This window comes from Nonomuraea sp. NPDC049480, from assembly GCF_044465905.1.
In the GTDB taxonomy this organism is placed as follows: Bacteria; Actinomycetota; Actinomycetes; order Streptosporangiales; family Streptosporangiaceae; genus Nonomuraea.
Genome location: NZ_JBITMD010000064.1, coordinates 1 through 12645, shown reverse-complemented (window position 1 = coordinate 12645; position 12645 = coordinate 1). Strand labels below are relative to the sequence as shown.

The window sequence follows — 12645 nt, the reverse complement described above, 5'->3', positions numbered from 1 at the left end:
GATCCGCCGCCTGCTGGCTGTCCTCATCCTGACCCGCTGCTGCACCACCCGGCAGGTTCTGCACTGGTCACAATGGCGCCGCCGTCATCAAGCCGGCGCTCGACGCTGCCACTACCAGCGCAGATCCCAACCATGATCGCGAAATGTCACTGGAGTACTAGCAGCGCGTACTGGCGGGCGGCGACGCGCTCGCGCAGCGCGGCGATCAGCCGCTCCAGGGTGGTGACGCCGGGAAGCAGGATCTTGGCCTCCACCAGGCGGTGGGTGGCCAGGTCGAACAGCACGATCGGGCGCTCGCCGGTGGTCCAGGCCCGTTTGTAGAGCCAGCAGGCCAGCGCGAACCACTGCTCGCCTGCAAAGGCGGTGTAGCCGTAGCCGGTGCGGATCTGCTCCTGATGATCCCAACGGGCCTCCTTCTCGCCGTACCCTTTCAGGTCGGCTGCCTGCAGGCCGAGCTGCTCGGCGACGTAGTCGACCACCGCAGCGGGAACGTCCTCGGGATCGTCCAGGAAGCAGTTCAAGAACCGTGCTGTGCCCAGTTGCACGGACCAGCCGAGCTGGTTGCGCGCGCCGTTGGCGGCCATCGCCCGGCGCCGGTCGTCGGCATCGAGGTGGAAGAAGGCGCCCAGCTGGGCGATGTCGGGGACGGCGTTGAAGACGCCGTATCGGCTGCGTTGCTCGGGGGTGAGGAAACTGACCGGCATGGGGCCTCCAGGCATGCGAGGGCGCCCCCACCGCGCACGGCGCGGCATGGGCGCCCTCGGATATCAGCAGCGGCCAGTCAGATGATCAACATGACCGATTACGTGGTGCATTGTGTCAGTCTCACGGCAGTCATGATCACGTCGTCCAGCACATGACGGGGTCGGCCGGTCGAAGGATAGAACGACCCGGGTGGCCGGATGTGCGAGATCACCGCCGTTGGCGGGCGACGGACTGGAGATCGCGGCTGGGCGGGTGTCGTATCGCGGTCTGCGCCAATCGTCTTGTTGGTGACGGACCGGTGCGGACGCGCGGCGCGCGCCCTCCGGACAGGCCGAGAAGATGGAGTAGGTCATGAATCCGACGCTCAACACGATCGACATCGTGGTTTCCGACATGGACGCGACGATCGCCTTCTACGCCCACCTCGGGCTGGAGTTCAAGCTCGACCCGAACACGCCCGAGCACGCCGGCTGCGACCTGCCGGGCGGGCTGCACATCATGCTGGACACGGAGGCGTTCCGCACCCCATTCCTGCCCGGCTGGAGCGCGCCGGTCGGCGGGCCGCGCACGCTGCTGTGCTTCGAGTTCGACGGCCCGGCCGGGGTGGACGCCAAGTACGCCGAACTCATCGAGGCTGGCTACCGAGGGATCGCCGAGCCGTTCGACGCGTTCTGGGGTATGCGTTACGCCACGGTGGCCGACCCGGACGGCAACGGCGTGGATCTGTACGCGACGCTCCCGGCAAACTGACCATAGCGAGGAGGTCAGAAGGTGAAGTACGTGCTGATGTTCGTCGAGACCGAGCAATTCGCCAAGCAACTGGAGGCGATGGGCGAGCTGGAGCAGCAGGCCGCCTACGCGGCCGTCGGGCAGTGGTTCGCCGACCACGCCGACAAGATCACCCACCACACGCATCTGGCGCCGGTGCACACCGCCACCACGGTACGCCTGGATCAGGGCGAGCCCGTCGTCACGGACGGGCCGTTCGTCGAGGGCAAGGAGGTGGTCAGCGGGTTCGCCGAGGTCGAGGTGGCCGACCTGGACGAGGCGCTGAAGATTGCTCGCTCCTGGCCGGCCTGCCCGATCGTGGAGATCCGCCCGGCCTCATGAGCGAGCCGGTGCGCGGGGAGGCCAGCCAGGAGGTGCTGGCCCGCGTGGTGCGCGAGCACGCGGGCCGGCTGGCCGCGTCCTTGGTGTCGCTGCTGGGCGACTTCGCCGCCGCCGAGGACCTGGTACAGGACGCGGTGGAGGTCGCGCTGCGCCGCTGGCCGGTCGAGGGGATCCCCGAGCGCCCAGACGCCTGGTTGTTCACCGTGGCCCGGCGGCGCGGCCTGGACGTGCTGCGCCGGGAGTCGAACTACCGGGCCAAGCTCGCCCAGCTCACCTGGCCGGCACCCGCCACATCCGACGACCGGCTGCGGCTGATCTTCACCTGCTGCCACCCGGCGCTGTCGCGTGCCGCGCAGATCGCGCTCACGTTGCGCGTGGTGTGCGGGCTGTCGGCCGAGCAGATCGCCGCGGCGTTCCTGGTGCCCGAGCCCACGGTGGCGCAGCGGATCACCCGCGCCAAACGGAAGATCGGCGAAGCCGGGATCCCGTACCGCATCCCGCCGCAGGAGGAGTTGCCGTGGCGCGTCAACGAGGTGCTGGCGGTCATCTACCTGCTGTTCAACGAGGGCTACCTGTCCAGCACGGCCGAGCGGGCCCAGGCACGTGACCTGGTCGAGGACGCCGAGTGGCTGGCCGCGCTTTTGGCGAACCTGCTGCCGAAGGAGCCGGAGGTGGCCGGGCTGCTGGCGCTGATCCGGCTGCACCGGGCGCGGGGCGCGGCCCGCTTCGACCCCCAGGGCCGCTTGGTGCTGCTGGCCGATCAGGACCGAGGTCTGTGGGACCGGCAGGCCATCGAGCAGGCCACCGCCCTCCTCACCCGCGCGGCCCGCGCCCACCGGCGGCCGGGGCCGTACCAGCTGCAGGCGGCGATCGTGGCCTGCCACGCCGAGGCCGAGACCTTCGCCGCCACCGACTGGGCGCAGATCCTGGTGCTGTACGACATGCTGCTGCACCTGGCGCCCTCACCGGTCACGCGGTTGCACCGGGCGATCGCCCTGCGGCACGTCCAAGGCCCTGAGGCGGCCTTGGCCGAGCTGAAAGACCTTGGCGACGTGCTGGAGCGCTACCCCCTCCTCCACGCCACCCGCGCCGAGTTGCTGCGTGATCTGGGCCGCCGTGAACAGGCGCGGCGGGCCGATGAGCGGGCGCTGGAGCTGACCGCCAACCCGGCCCAGCACGCGCTGCTGGAGCAACGCCTGGCCTGGCACTGAGGTTGCGCCTCATCACCACGGTGGCCACCTCTACCGGGGTCCGTCGTGCCGGCGGTCAGCAGACGGTCGTGCCGGTCATGGCGCGGGCACGGCGTTGGTGATGATCCGGTGTCGAGGCCGACGTTCCAGCCGAGCTCGAGCAATGCCAGAGCGAGGCATGGTCAGATGGCAGCCTTGATCAGGGCGGTCGCGGCCGTCTTGATATCGGCGGGCGTGCTCCAGCGGCCCAAGGACAGCCGCACCGCGGCGAGAGCACACTCAGCATTCAGCCCCATGGCGGCCAGCACCGGATGCGGGAGGGCATGCGGGCCGGGCGGGCGGTCATGCCGGTGCTCCGGCCTCGACAGGCAGCTCCGACAGCCGCCACTCCAGCATGCCGTCGCTGAGCCGGATGACCCGGCGGGCGCGGTCGGTCAGCAGCCGTACCGCGTCGTAGGCGAGCACGCAGTATTCGCCGCGGCAGTACACGACGATCTCGGCGTCGGCGGGCAGTTCGCTGATGCGCTCGGCCAGTTCGGTGACCGGGATGGACACGGCGCCGGGGATGTGGCCAGCCAGGTATTCCTCCACCGGCCGCACGTCCAGCACCACCACCTCGCCCGCCTGCACGCGCTCGCGCAGCTCCTCGCGGGTGACCTCCACCGCGCCGTCCTGGCCGAGGTAGGCGTCACGTGCCGCCGGGACGGCGGCCTGGTGGTGCTCGGCGACCTTGCGCAGCAGCGCGAACAGCTGGGCGACGTCGTCGCCGGCGAGCCGGTAGTGGATGCGCACGCCGTCGCGGCGGGTGGTGACCAACCCGGCCTGCTTGAGGGTCTGCAGGTGGGCCGAGGCGGTGGTGAGGTTCAGCCCGGCGGCCTTGGCCAGCGCTTCGACGGTGCGCTCGCCCTGGGCGAGCAGGTCGAGCAGTTCCAGGCGCTTTCCGCTGGCCAGCGCCTTGCCGCTGGCCGCGAACGCCTCATACAGCCGAGCCTTGGCCTGGGCGGGGGTTGCGTCAATCATCCAATCCTCCATTAGTCTATGGAATATCGTACATAACGGGGAGTGGTGCGCGCGACCTTCCCCGGCCCCTCTGACGGGGCCAGATCTGGGAGGACATCGTGGGATTTGCTGACGAGCACCTGATACCACTGGTCGACGAGGGGCTGGGCAACAGCGCCTACCTGCTCGACCTGGGCGACGGCCGCGCGCTGGCCGTGGACGCGAGCCGTGACCTGCGCGCCCTGCACGCCGCCGCCCGGCGGCGCGGCTTGCGGGTGGCGTACGCGGCCGACACGCACCTGCACGCCGACTTCCTGTCCGGCGCCGTGCAGCTCGCGCACGAGTCCGGTGCGATCGTGCTGGCCTCCGCCGCCGGGAAACGCGCCTTCGGTCACCGGGGCCTGGCCGACGGCGAGGAGGTGGACTTGGGCGGGCTGCGGCTGCGCGCGCTGGCCACTCCTGGACACACCGACGAGCACCTGTCGTTCCTGCTGCTGGACGGCAGCCGGGAGATCGGGGTGTTCACCGGCGGGTCACTGATCGTGGATTCGGCCGCCCGCACCGACCTGCTCGGCGCCGAGCGCACCGAGGAGCTGGCCCGCGCCCAGTGCCGCTCGCTGCACCGGCTGGCCACGCTGCCGGATGCGACCGCGGTGTGGCCCACCCACGGCGCGGGCTCGTTCTGCTCGGCCCCGCCGGGCACCGACCGCACCACCACCATCGGTGCCCAGAAGCGGAGCAATCCGCTGCTGGCCGCTCCGGACGAGGATGCCTTCGTGCGGCAGTTGGTGGCCAGCCTGGGCTCCTTTCCCACCTACTTTGCCTGGCTGACCGAGCGCAACCGGCGCGGGCCCGCCGTCCTTGGCGGCACGCCGCCGCTGCCCGCGCTGGAGGCCGGGCAGGTCAAGGCCCTGCTCGCGGACGGCGGCCAGGTGGTGGACGTGCGCCCGGCGGCCGAGTTCGCGGCCGGTCACATCCCAGGCGCACTGTCGATCCCGCTGCGTGAGCAGTTCGCGACGTGGCTGGGCTGGCTGCTGCCACCGGACGCGCCGATCGTCATCGTCCGCGACCCGCAGCAGGATGCCGCCGACGTGCTCTGGCAAGCGCTCAAGATCGGATACGAGCGGCTGGCCGGAGAGCTGTCCGGCGGCCTATCGGCCTGGCAGGCGGCCGGCGGTGAGCTGGCCCGGCTGCCGCTCCTGCCGGCGGACCAGGTCGGATCCCGGCGGGTGCTGGACGTGCGCCAGCACGTCGAATACGCCGCCGGCCACCTGCCTGGTGCCGTGCACGTCGAGCTCGGCGCGCTGCCTGGCAGGGCGGCCGAGGTGGAGGGCGGGTTGGAGGCTGGGCCGTGGCTGGTGATGTGCGGGCACGGCGAGCGCGCCGCGACCGCCGCCAGCGTGCTGGCCCGCACGGGACGCACCGATGTGGCGGTGCTGGACGGCGGCCCCGACACGTGGGCCAAGCTCACCGGGCAGCTGCTGGAGGAGGGGGCATGAGCGCCGGCGGCACCGCATCGGCCGCGCCGCTCCGTCTCGGACTGCGCGCCAACCTGGCCCAGTTCAGCCTCCTGGTGGCGGTCAACGCGCTGGTCGGCGGCATGTACGGGCAGGAACGCATCGTCTTGCCGCTGCTGGCCGAGCAAGCGTTCGCGCTGTCGTCGGCGACGTTCGCGTTAACGTTCATCCTGGCCTTCGGCGCCACCAAGGCCCTCACCAACTACTTCGCCGGCACCTTGGCCGACCGCTTCGGCCGCAAGCCCGTCCTGCTGGCCGGCTGGCTGATCGGCGTGCCCGTCCCGCTGCTGCTGATCTGGGCCCCCTCCTGGGGCTGGGTGATCGCCGCCAACGTGCTGCTCGGCATCAACCAGGGACTGACCTGGTCGGTCGCGGTCATTATGAAGATCGACCTGGCCGGCCCGGCCCGGCGGGGGCTGGCCATGGGCCTGAACGAGGCGTCGGGCTATCTGGCCGTCGCCGTCACCGCGCAGGCCACCGGGTACCTGGCCGAAACCTACGGGTTGCGCCCCGCCCCGTTCCTGCTCGGCGCCGCCTACGCCGCTCTCGGCTTGGGCTTGACCCTGCTGGCGGTTCGGGAAACCCGCGATCACGCCCTGCTGGAGGCCGCCAACCACACCGGCGCCCACGCCCACGGCGACGGCCTGACCGCGCGGCAGATCTTCGCCCTGACCAGCTTCCGCGAACCCGCCCTGTCGGCGGCCAGCCAGGCCGGCATGGCCAACAACCTCAACGACGGGCTGGCCTGGGGCCTGCTGCCCATCCTGTTCGCCGCCCACGACCTGCCGGTGGCGCAGATCGGCCTACTCGGCGCTCTGTACCCGCTGGTGTGGGGGCTCGGCCAGCTCCTCACCGGACCGGCCTCCGACCGTTACGGCCGCAAGCATTTGATCACGTGCGGGATGCTGCTCCAGGCCGCCGCCCTGGCCCTTATCGCCCTCGCTGACGCCTTTGCCCTGTGGGCGCTGGCGATGGGCCTGCTCGGCGTGGGCACCGCCCTGGTCTACCCCACCCTGCTGGCCACCATCGGCGACGTCGCCCACCCCACCTGGCGCGCCCGCGCCGTCGGCGTCTACCGGCTCTGGCGCGACGGCGGCTTCGCCGTCGGCGCCCTGCTCGCAGGCCTCATCGCCGACCTGTACGGCCTGCGCGCCGCCATCTGGGCCGTGGCCGCGATCACCGCGGCCTCCGGGATGATCGTCGCGGTCCGCATGTACGAAACCCACCCCCGCCGCTAACCCTGTTGGAGGGCCCGTGCGCATCCACCACCTCAACTGCGCCACCCTGCAGCCCCACAGCGGGCCCCGATCTCAGGAGCACACCATGACCCATCCCGCCCTCGCCAACGGGCCCATCTACCTGGACTACAACGCCACCACCCCGGTCGACCCCGCCGTGCACGAGGCGGCCCTGCCGTACCTGACCCACCACTTCGGCAACCCCTCCAGCGCCCACCACTACGCCAGCGAGCCACGCCAGGCGCTGGCGCGGGCCCGGCGGCAGGTAGCCGACCTGCTCGCCGCCACACCTGAGGAGATCATTTTCACCGCCGGCGGCTCCGAGGCCGACACCCTCGCCATTCGCGGCGCCGCCCTGGCCGCCCCCACACCCCGGCGACAGCTCATCACCCTGGCCACCGAGCATCCCGCGGTCCTGCAGGCGTGCCGCAGCCTGCAAGCCGACGGGTTCACCACCACGATGCTGCCCATCGACCAGTACGGCCGGCTGGATCCCGCCGACCTGGAGAAGGCGATCGGGCCTGGCACCGCGCTGGTCTCGATCGCCTACGGCAACAGCGAGACCGGCACCCTGCAGCCGATCGCCGAACTCGCCGCCATCGCCCGCCGCCACGGTGCGCTGTTCCACACCGACGCCGCCCAGGCTGCCGGGAAACTGCCCATCGACGTCGCCGGGCAGGGTGTGGACCTGCTGACCGTGGTCGGCCACAAGATGTACGCGCCCAAGGGCATCGGCGCGCTCTACCTGCGCTCCGGCGTCCACCTGCAGCCGATCATCCACGGCGGCGGCCAGGAAGCAGGACTGCGCTCGGGAACGGAGAACATCGCCTTCATCGTCGCGCTCGGCCACGCTGCCGAGCTCGCCCGCCAGGAGCTGCCCGGCAGCGCCGTACGGCTGGCCGCCCTGCGCGACCTGCTGCAGCGCGAGCTTGAGCGCCTGCTGGGCGAGCGTGTCCAGCTCAACGGCCATCCCACCCAGCGGCTTCCCGGGACACTGAACGTCAGCATCGCCGGCGTCAACGCCCGCAAGCTGCTCGCTGCCATCCCACAGATCGCCGCCGCCACCGGGTCGGCCTGTCACGAAGGACTCGACGCCCCGTCACCTGTCCTGCTTGCCATGGGCATGTCCGCTGACCGGGCCACCGCCGCGCTCCGGCTCTCCCTCGGCCGCTGGACGAGCGAACCACAGGTCCGCAGAGCCGCGGACCTGATCGCCGGGCAGGTGACGCCGGCACGTGGCGACGGCGCTTTGAGCGGTGCATGAGTGCCACCACCGCCCCGGCGCCAGCCTCCGTCGAGTGTTCCACGCGCCTTTCCCGCACGGCTGGAGCCTCATGAACAAGCCCGAGTTCGAGTTCTTCCCCGTCTCCCACATCGACTGGACGCCCCTGCTCGACAGCCGCTGTGGTGGTCTGAGCGAGCGGATACTGGCCACCGATCCGATCAGCGGCGTGTCGACCCGCATGCTGCGTTTTGCCCCCGGCACCGACACCACGCCCAACGGTGTCTTGACCCACGACTTCTGGGAAGAGGTGTACATCCTCGACGGAACCCTGCACGATCTGACCCTGGAGCAGACCTTCACCGCGGGCATGTACGCCTGCCGCCCGCCCGGCATGCCTCACGGCCCGTGGAGCTCGCCGCAGGGCTGCCTTACCTTCGAAGTCCGTTACCCAGGCTGACGGTGCAACCCCGCGCAGGATGAAACGCCCAGCACACCGCCAGCAGCCTGGGCGCCCGGCCGACGCAATGAGACACCAGCCGCTTCATCCTGCGCAGCCCAGGAACTCCTCGAGCTCGGCCAGCAGCTCGGCCTTGGTGGGCGGGCCGTCAGCCGCTTCTTGGCCACCCCGCCGACGAAGAGGATCAATGTGGGCAGCGCCATGACCTCGAACCGGCCCGCCAGCTCCGGCGCGTGCTCCAGCTGCACCGTGCCACCCGCAGCCGGCCGGCCTGCTCGCCGCCCGTTGGATCACCAAACGATCAGCCCCCTGACCCGTTGTGCCGAGATGGAAGAGCCCCCGCCAACGCCGGCACGATGACCAGCGCGACGACGACGTGGCTGATCGACAAGACGACCTTGGTCGCGGTACTGGCGTCGCTGGTGACGGGCAGGGCGAACGAGGCGATGACGCCGATCGTCGCGAGCGCCACGAAGGTCGACCGCGGGCGGCGGCTCCATCGCCGGCACCCGACGGCCAGCGCAGTACCGCCCACCCCTCCCTCCAGGAGGGCTGCCCACGCCATGTTCATGACAGGCATGCGCGCGAAGTGGTCGTCGAATACTTCGGTCAGCTCCATCGGCACACCGGCTGCCCGGGCAGCCACGTACACGATGACGCTGGCCGCCGCGGCAACCAGCGCGGCGGCGAGGCCCACCTGCCAGAGCGGCCGCTCAGTCCACGAGCGTCTGCCTACGGGTGCGGCGTCTCGGCTGCTGGTCATGCGCCATCTCCTCCCGGTAGCGTTGATCGCGCAATTAGGAATCATGCCACATAGTGAAGTGCACTTCACTATGTTGAGGAGACGAATGGCCGTCGAGGAAACCGAGGTCGTGGACCAGTTGTTCGAGCTGGCCGTGGTGCTCGGCGCTCAGATGAACCGTCGCCTGGCCGACAGCGGGCTTACTCCTGCCAGAGGCGAGGTCATCTGGCTGCTCCACCGCCGTGGTCAGCTCACCCAGCGCGAGCTCAGCGACGTACTCGGCTGCACCCCGCGCAACGTGACCGGCCTGGTGGACGCGCTGGAAAGTGCTGGCTTCGTGACCCGCACCAAACATCCCACCGACCGGCGCGCGGTCCTCGTCTCGCTCACCACGCGCGGAAAGACACTGGCCGCCGGGTGGGGCATGGACCGTGACGACGGCACCGCCCGGCTGTTCGCCGGAACCTCCCGTGCTGAGCTCGCCACCTTCGCCACGGTCCTTGACCGCGTGCTCACCGTGCTGCGAACGACCATGCCTGAGGGCGCCACGCACGGCGGACCGTGATCGGCTACGCGGGCTCCGCCGGGAGTTCTCGCATTGAGGGCTGCCGGCGGCGATGAGGTGGAGTCGGACGGCCGCTGGAACGCCGAGTCGCCCAGGGGGCAATCGCTGCCGTCAGGGGCGGGTGGCGGTGATGAGCCAGATGGCGGCGTTCATGTGGACACCGGCTTGGTCGGCGTGATCGGTCAGAGCGGCGCGTACGTCGCTGAGCGCGGCGTCGCGCTCGTGGGCGGGCACGGTGGCCAGGACGGTGCGGCCGGGCCCCGAATGGGCCAGGTAGTCGACTGCCTCGTCCAGGTCGGCACCGAGGGTGAGAGGAAGCCGCACATCGGAGAGCCGGGCATGGACGAAGCCTGCGCCGGTCAGAACCCGCTCTACCACCGCGGGGTCGGACTGGGCGAACATGCCCGGCCCTTCGCCGAGGGCGGGCATCGTGCCGTAGCGCAGCAGCTCGGCGCCGGGGATGATCAGCCAGTCGTTGGCGGCCAGCGGCTGCCAGGTGGCCAAGACCAGGCGGGCGCCGGAGCGCATGCCTGATGCGAGGGTGGTGAACGCCGCGGCAGGGTCGGTGAAGAACATCGTGCCGAACCGGCTGATCACCACATCGAACAGGCCGGGGAAGGCGTGGGACTGCGCGTCGGCGTGGACGAACCGCACGTTGCCCAGTCCGCTGGCCGCCAGCCGGGCGCGGGCCACCTCCAACATGGGCGCGGAGACGTCGATCCCGGCAACCGTGCCGTCCGGGGCGACTTGTCCGGCGGCCTGGAGCGTGGTGGCGCCGCATCCGCAGCCGATGTCCAGCACCTGCTCGCCCGGGCCAAGCTGGGCGGCCGACAGCAGCGCCTCGGCCACGGGGGCCAGCACGCGGTCGCGGCGGTCGGCATCGGCGGCCCACCGTCGGCCGTCCTCGTCATCCCAGCTCTGCTGTGCGGCATCTCCTGCGCCGCTCATCGCTCCTGCTCCGAAGCGTCCGGCGGGAGACCCTTCTCCAACCGGCGGCCCAGCGCGGCGATGCTCGCCTCGTCTCCGGTGATGCCCAGGCGGCGGCCGAGCGTGTGGACGGTGAGTCGGCCCGTGCCGTGGGCCAGCAGGCCACGGCCACGCTTGATCAGCGTTGCCAGGCGCTCATCGTCAACGTCGGCGGGGCGCTCATCCAGTAGCCGGAGGACCGCGTCGGCGGCGGTATCGGCAGCTTGCCCGATGCTGCCCAGCAAGGCCAGCAGCTGCTCAGGCGGGAAGCCGGCATTCTGCAGGTCCATCGTGAGTTGCAGAAGTGAGGGGCTGGGAACGCAGTACCGGTCCGGGCCACAGTGCTCCACCACCCCGGTCGCCATCAAGTCGCCCAGCCGCTCGGGCACCAGGCTGGGCAGCAGCCGGGCGAGCTGGTCGGCCGTGGCGGGCATGCCGGGCTCGTCGATGTGGACCAGTTCGTCCGGCGCCAGCCCCAGGACCTCACCCAGGTCGGCGCCGTCCTGCCAGGAGGCGAGCAGGTCGCGGATGCCGGCCAGCGAGTAGCCACGGCGCTGCAGACGCGCGATCAACTCCAGCCGACTCAAGTGGAACTGGCGGTAGATGCCGATGCGGCCGCGCCGCTCGGGCGGCGGCAGGACGCCCATGCTCTGGTATTCGCGGATCGTCCGGACTGGTATGCCGGTCCGCCGGGCCAGCTCGTCGATGGCCAGCTCGACCACAGGAAGCGCGGCGGGTGCGTCGGCAGGGATAGATGGGTCACTCACACCATAGACAGTAACAGTAAATACCGTTACGGTAAATGCCGTGAAGATAACTGTGGATGCGGTGGAGGCGGCGCTGCGGACCGCCTGGCCCCAAGCCCAGCTGACCACCGATCCGGTGCCCCTGACCGGTGGGCAGTGGGCGAGCATGGCGCGGCTCGCGGTACGCGGCACGCCGCCGGGCGCGCCCGGGGATCTGGTGCTGCGCATCGCGCCACACGCCGCGATGGGCGCCAAGGAACTGGCCGTACAACGCCAAATGGCCGAAGCCGGCGTCGCCACCCCGGCGATCCGCCTCAGCGGCCCAGCCGGCGAGCCCTTCGACGGCGCGTGGGCGGTCATGGATTTCATCCCCGGAACCCCGCTGCTGGCCGGACTCGACGGCCTGGCCGCAGCCCGCCGCCTGCCGCAACTGGCACGCCGCCTGCCGGCCCAGCTCGCCGACACCATGGCCGCCCTGCACCGCATCGACCCCGGGCCGATCATCGAGCACGTCCGGCAGAGCGCGCCCAGCACCGCCTTCACCGTCGATGAGCTCCTGCTGCACCTGGCCGCCGCGGCGCAGGCCAGCCGACAGCCCAACTTGATCGCCGCAGCCAGCGCCCTGACGGCCAGCCGACCCGACCAGTCGGGCAGCGTGATCTGCCACGGCGACCTGCACCCTCTCAACCTGATCGAACACGACGGACGCCTCGTCGTCCTCGACTGGACGGCCGCCGTACTCGCCCCACCCGGCTACGACATCACCGCCACCTGGCTGCTGCTGCGCCACCCCCCACTGCCGGCGCCCGCCCCGCTACGCCCGGCCATCGCCGCGGCGGCCCGCCTCCTGGCCGGCAGCTTCGTACGCCGCTACCACGCCGCCAACCCTCATGCCGAGACCGGCCCTCTCGACTGGTACGCCGGCCTGCACGCGCTGCGCATCCTCAGCGAACTGGCCTTCTGGCAACGCGAGCACGACCCCCGTGCCCACAGCCACCCGTGGCGCCTGCTGGCCCCAGCCTCAACCGCCCTGCTCGCCCGGGCCACTGACATCTCGGTTCGGCCCGTCTGACCAGATCACGCCGACGCCGTGATGCCGCTCAGGTGAAAGTGACCAGACCTGCTCTCTGAATTTTTCCAGGTGAGCGACTCGCCGGGAGAGATCGTTCTCGTCTCGGTGGGGCT

15 protein-coding genes are annotated in these 12645 nt (G+C 71.1%); 9 read left to right on the top strand and 6 right to left on the bottom strand.

Annotated elements, in window-relative coordinates; all coding sequences use genetic code 11:
* Positions 1-146 precede the first annotated feature (146 nt).
* A complete protein-coding gene (locus ACIBX3_RS60890; protein ID WP_397129972.1) occupies positions 147-704 on the bottom strand; it encodes a DUF4158 domain-containing protein in 558 nt (185 codons plus the stop codon).
* A 352-nt stretch (positions 705-1056) separates the two neighbouring features.
* On the opposite strand from ACIBX3_RS60890, the gene ACIBX3_RS60885 reads away from it, so the two are divergent.
* The 3 genes from ACIBX3_RS60885 to ACIBX3_RS60875 are packed head-to-tail and all read left to right on the top strand — an operon-like array spanning position 1057 to position 3026.
* Positions 1057-1455 carry a VOC family protein gene (locus ACIBX3_RS60885; protein ID WP_397129971.1) on the top strand — a complete coding sequence of 133 codons (399 nt, stop codon included), beginning with the start codon at positions 1057-1059 and terminating at the stop codon, positions 1453-1455.
* A gap of 21 nt (positions 1456-1476) precedes the next feature.
* Positions 1477-1815, top strand: a complete 339-nt coding sequence (locus ACIBX3_RS60880) for a YciI family protein (RefSeq protein ID WP_397129970.1) — start codon at positions 1477-1479, stop codon at positions 1813-1815.
* Positions 1812-3026: an RNA polymerase sigma factor gene (locus tag ACIBX3_RS60875; RefSeq protein ID WP_397129969.1), complete on the top strand. Its 1215-nt coding sequence runs from the start codon at positions 1812-1814 to the stop codon at positions 3024-3026. The genes ACIBX3_RS60880 and ACIBX3_RS60875 overlap by 4 nt, the downstream gene beginning before the upstream one ends.
* Positions 3027-3187: 161 nt before the next feature.
* Here the strand turns inward: ACIBX3_RS60875 and ACIBX3_RS60870 are convergent, their stop codons facing one another.
* Together ACIBX3_RS60870 and ACIBX3_RS60865 are read right to left on the bottom strand one after the other, a co-directional pair.
* Entirely contained in the window at positions 3188-3313 is a 126-nt protein-coding gene (locus ACIBX3_RS60870; RefSeq protein WP_397129968.1) for a hypothetical protein, read from the bottom strand.
* 34 nt (positions 3314-3347) lie between these two features.
* Positions 3348-4025, bottom strand: coding sequence for an ArsR/SmtB family transcription factor (locus ACIBX3_RS60865; RefSeq protein ID WP_397129967.1), 678 nt, complete (start codon positions 4023-4025; stop codon positions 3348-3350).
* A gap of 98 nt (positions 4026-4123) precedes the next feature.
* On the opposite strand from ACIBX3_RS60865, the gene ACIBX3_RS60860 reads away from it, so the two are divergent.
* The 4 genes from ACIBX3_RS60860 to ACIBX3_RS60845 all read left to right on the top strand — a co-directional run bounded on the left by ACIBX3_RS60860 (position 4124) and on the right by ACIBX3_RS60845 (position 8441).
* Positions 4124-5503 carry a rhodanese-like domain-containing protein gene (locus ACIBX3_RS60860; RefSeq protein ID WP_397129966.1) on the top strand — a complete coding sequence of 460 codons (1380 nt, stop codon included), beginning with the start codon at positions 4124-4126 and terminating at the stop codon, positions 5501-5503.
* On the top strand, positions 5500-6759 hold the full coding sequence (locus tag ACIBX3_RS60855) for an MFS transporter (protein WP_397129965.1): 1260 nt from the start codon (positions 5500-5502) through the stop codon (positions 6757-6759). Before ACIBX3_RS60860 ends, ACIBX3_RS60855 begins: the two co-directional genes overlap by 4 nt.
* An 85-nt stretch (positions 6760-6844) precedes the next feature.
* On the top strand, positions 6845-8023 hold the full coding sequence (locus ACIBX3_RS60850) for a cysteine desulfurase family protein (RefSeq protein WP_397129964.1): 1179 nt from the start codon (positions 6845-6847) through the stop codon (positions 8021-8023).
* 34 nt (positions 8024-8057) lie between these two features.
* Entirely contained in the window at positions 8058-8441 is a 384-nt protein-coding gene (locus ACIBX3_RS60845) for a cupin domain-containing protein (RefSeq protein WP_397129963.1), read from the top strand.
* A gap of 301 nt (positions 8442-8742) precedes the next feature.
* On the opposite strand, the gene ACIBX3_RS60840 is transcribed toward ACIBX3_RS60845, so the two are convergent.
* Positions 8743-9204, bottom strand: a complete 462-nt coding sequence (locus tag ACIBX3_RS60840; RefSeq protein ID WP_397129962.1) for a DUF6069 family protein — start codon at positions 9202-9204, stop codon at positions 8743-8745.
* Positions 9205-9289: 85 nt separating this feature from the next.
* Here ACIBX3_RS60840 and ACIBX3_RS60835 point away from each other — a divergent pair, with 85 nt between their 5' ends.
* A complete protein-coding gene (locus ACIBX3_RS60835) occupies positions 9290-9748 on the top strand; it encodes a MarR family winged helix-turn-helix transcriptional regulator (RefSeq protein ID WP_397129961.1) in 459 nt (152 codons plus the stop codon).
* A gap of 111 nt (positions 9749-9859) precedes the next feature.
* Here the strand turns inward: ACIBX3_RS60835 and ACIBX3_RS60830 are convergent, their stop codons facing one another.
* Both ACIBX3_RS60830 and ACIBX3_RS60825 read right to left on the bottom strand, forming a co-directional pair.
* Positions 9860-10696: a class I SAM-dependent methyltransferase gene (locus ACIBX3_RS60830; RefSeq protein WP_397129960.1), complete on the bottom strand. Its 837-nt coding sequence runs from the start codon at positions 10694-10696 to the stop codon at positions 9860-9862.
* Positions 10693-11481 (bottom strand): MerR family transcriptional regulator, encoded by a 789-nt coding sequence (locus ACIBX3_RS60825; RefSeq protein WP_397129959.1) that lies wholly within the window; start codon positions 11479-11481, stop codon positions 10693-10695. Before ACIBX3_RS60825 ends, ACIBX3_RS60830 begins: the two co-directional genes overlap by 4 nt.
* 40 nt (positions 11482-11521) lie before the next feature.
* Between ACIBX3_RS60825 and ACIBX3_RS60820 the strand changes: the two genes are divergently transcribed.
* The gene (locus ACIBX3_RS60820) at positions 11522-12532 is read left to right on the top strand and encodes a phosphotransferase family protein (protein WP_397129958.1); all 1011 of its coding nucleotides are present in this window, start codon (positions 11522-11524) and stop codon (positions 12530-12532) included.
* Positions 12533-12645 lie beyond the last annotated feature (113 nt).

What these genes read in the sequence shown, in the direction of transcription:
- ACIBX3_RS60890 (WP_397129972.1), bottom strand. Translation starts at nt 704, where the DNA reads ATGCCGGTCAGTTTCCTCACCCCCGAGCAACGCAGCCGATACGGCGTC.
- ACIBX3_RS60885 (WP_397129971.1), top strand. Translation starts at nt 1,057, where the DNA reads ATGAATCCGACGCTCAACACGATCGACATCGTGGTTTCCGACATGGAC.
- ACIBX3_RS60875 (WP_397129969.1), top strand. Translation starts at nt 1,812, where the DNA reads ATGAGCGAGCCGGTGCGCGGGGAGGCCAGCCAGGAGGTGCTGGCCCGC.
- ACIBX3_RS60865 (WP_397129967.1), bottom strand. Translation starts at nt 4,025, where the DNA reads ATGATTGACGCAACCCCCGCCCAGGCCAAGGCTCGGCTGTATGAGGCG.
- ACIBX3_RS60855 (WP_397129965.1), top strand. Translation starts at nt 5,500, where the DNA reads ATGAGCGCCGGCGGCACCGCATCGGCCGCGCCGCTCCGTCTCGGACTG.
- ACIBX3_RS60850 (WP_397129964.1), top strand. Translation starts at nt 6,845, where the DNA reads ATGACCCATCCCGCCCTCGCCAACGGGCCCATCTACCTGGACTACAAC.
- ACIBX3_RS60840 (WP_397129962.1), bottom strand. Translation starts at nt 9,204, where the DNA reads ATGACCAGCAGCCGAGACGCCGCACCCGTAGGCAGACGCTCGTGGACT.
- ACIBX3_RS60835 (WP_397129961.1), top strand. Translation starts at nt 9,290, where the DNA reads ATGGCCGTCGAGGAAACCGAGGTCGTGGACCAGTTGTTCGAGCTGGCC.
- ACIBX3_RS60830 (WP_397129960.1), bottom strand. Translation starts at nt 10,696, where the DNA reads ATGAGCGGCGCAGGAGATGCCGCACAGCAGAGCTGGGATGACGAGGAC.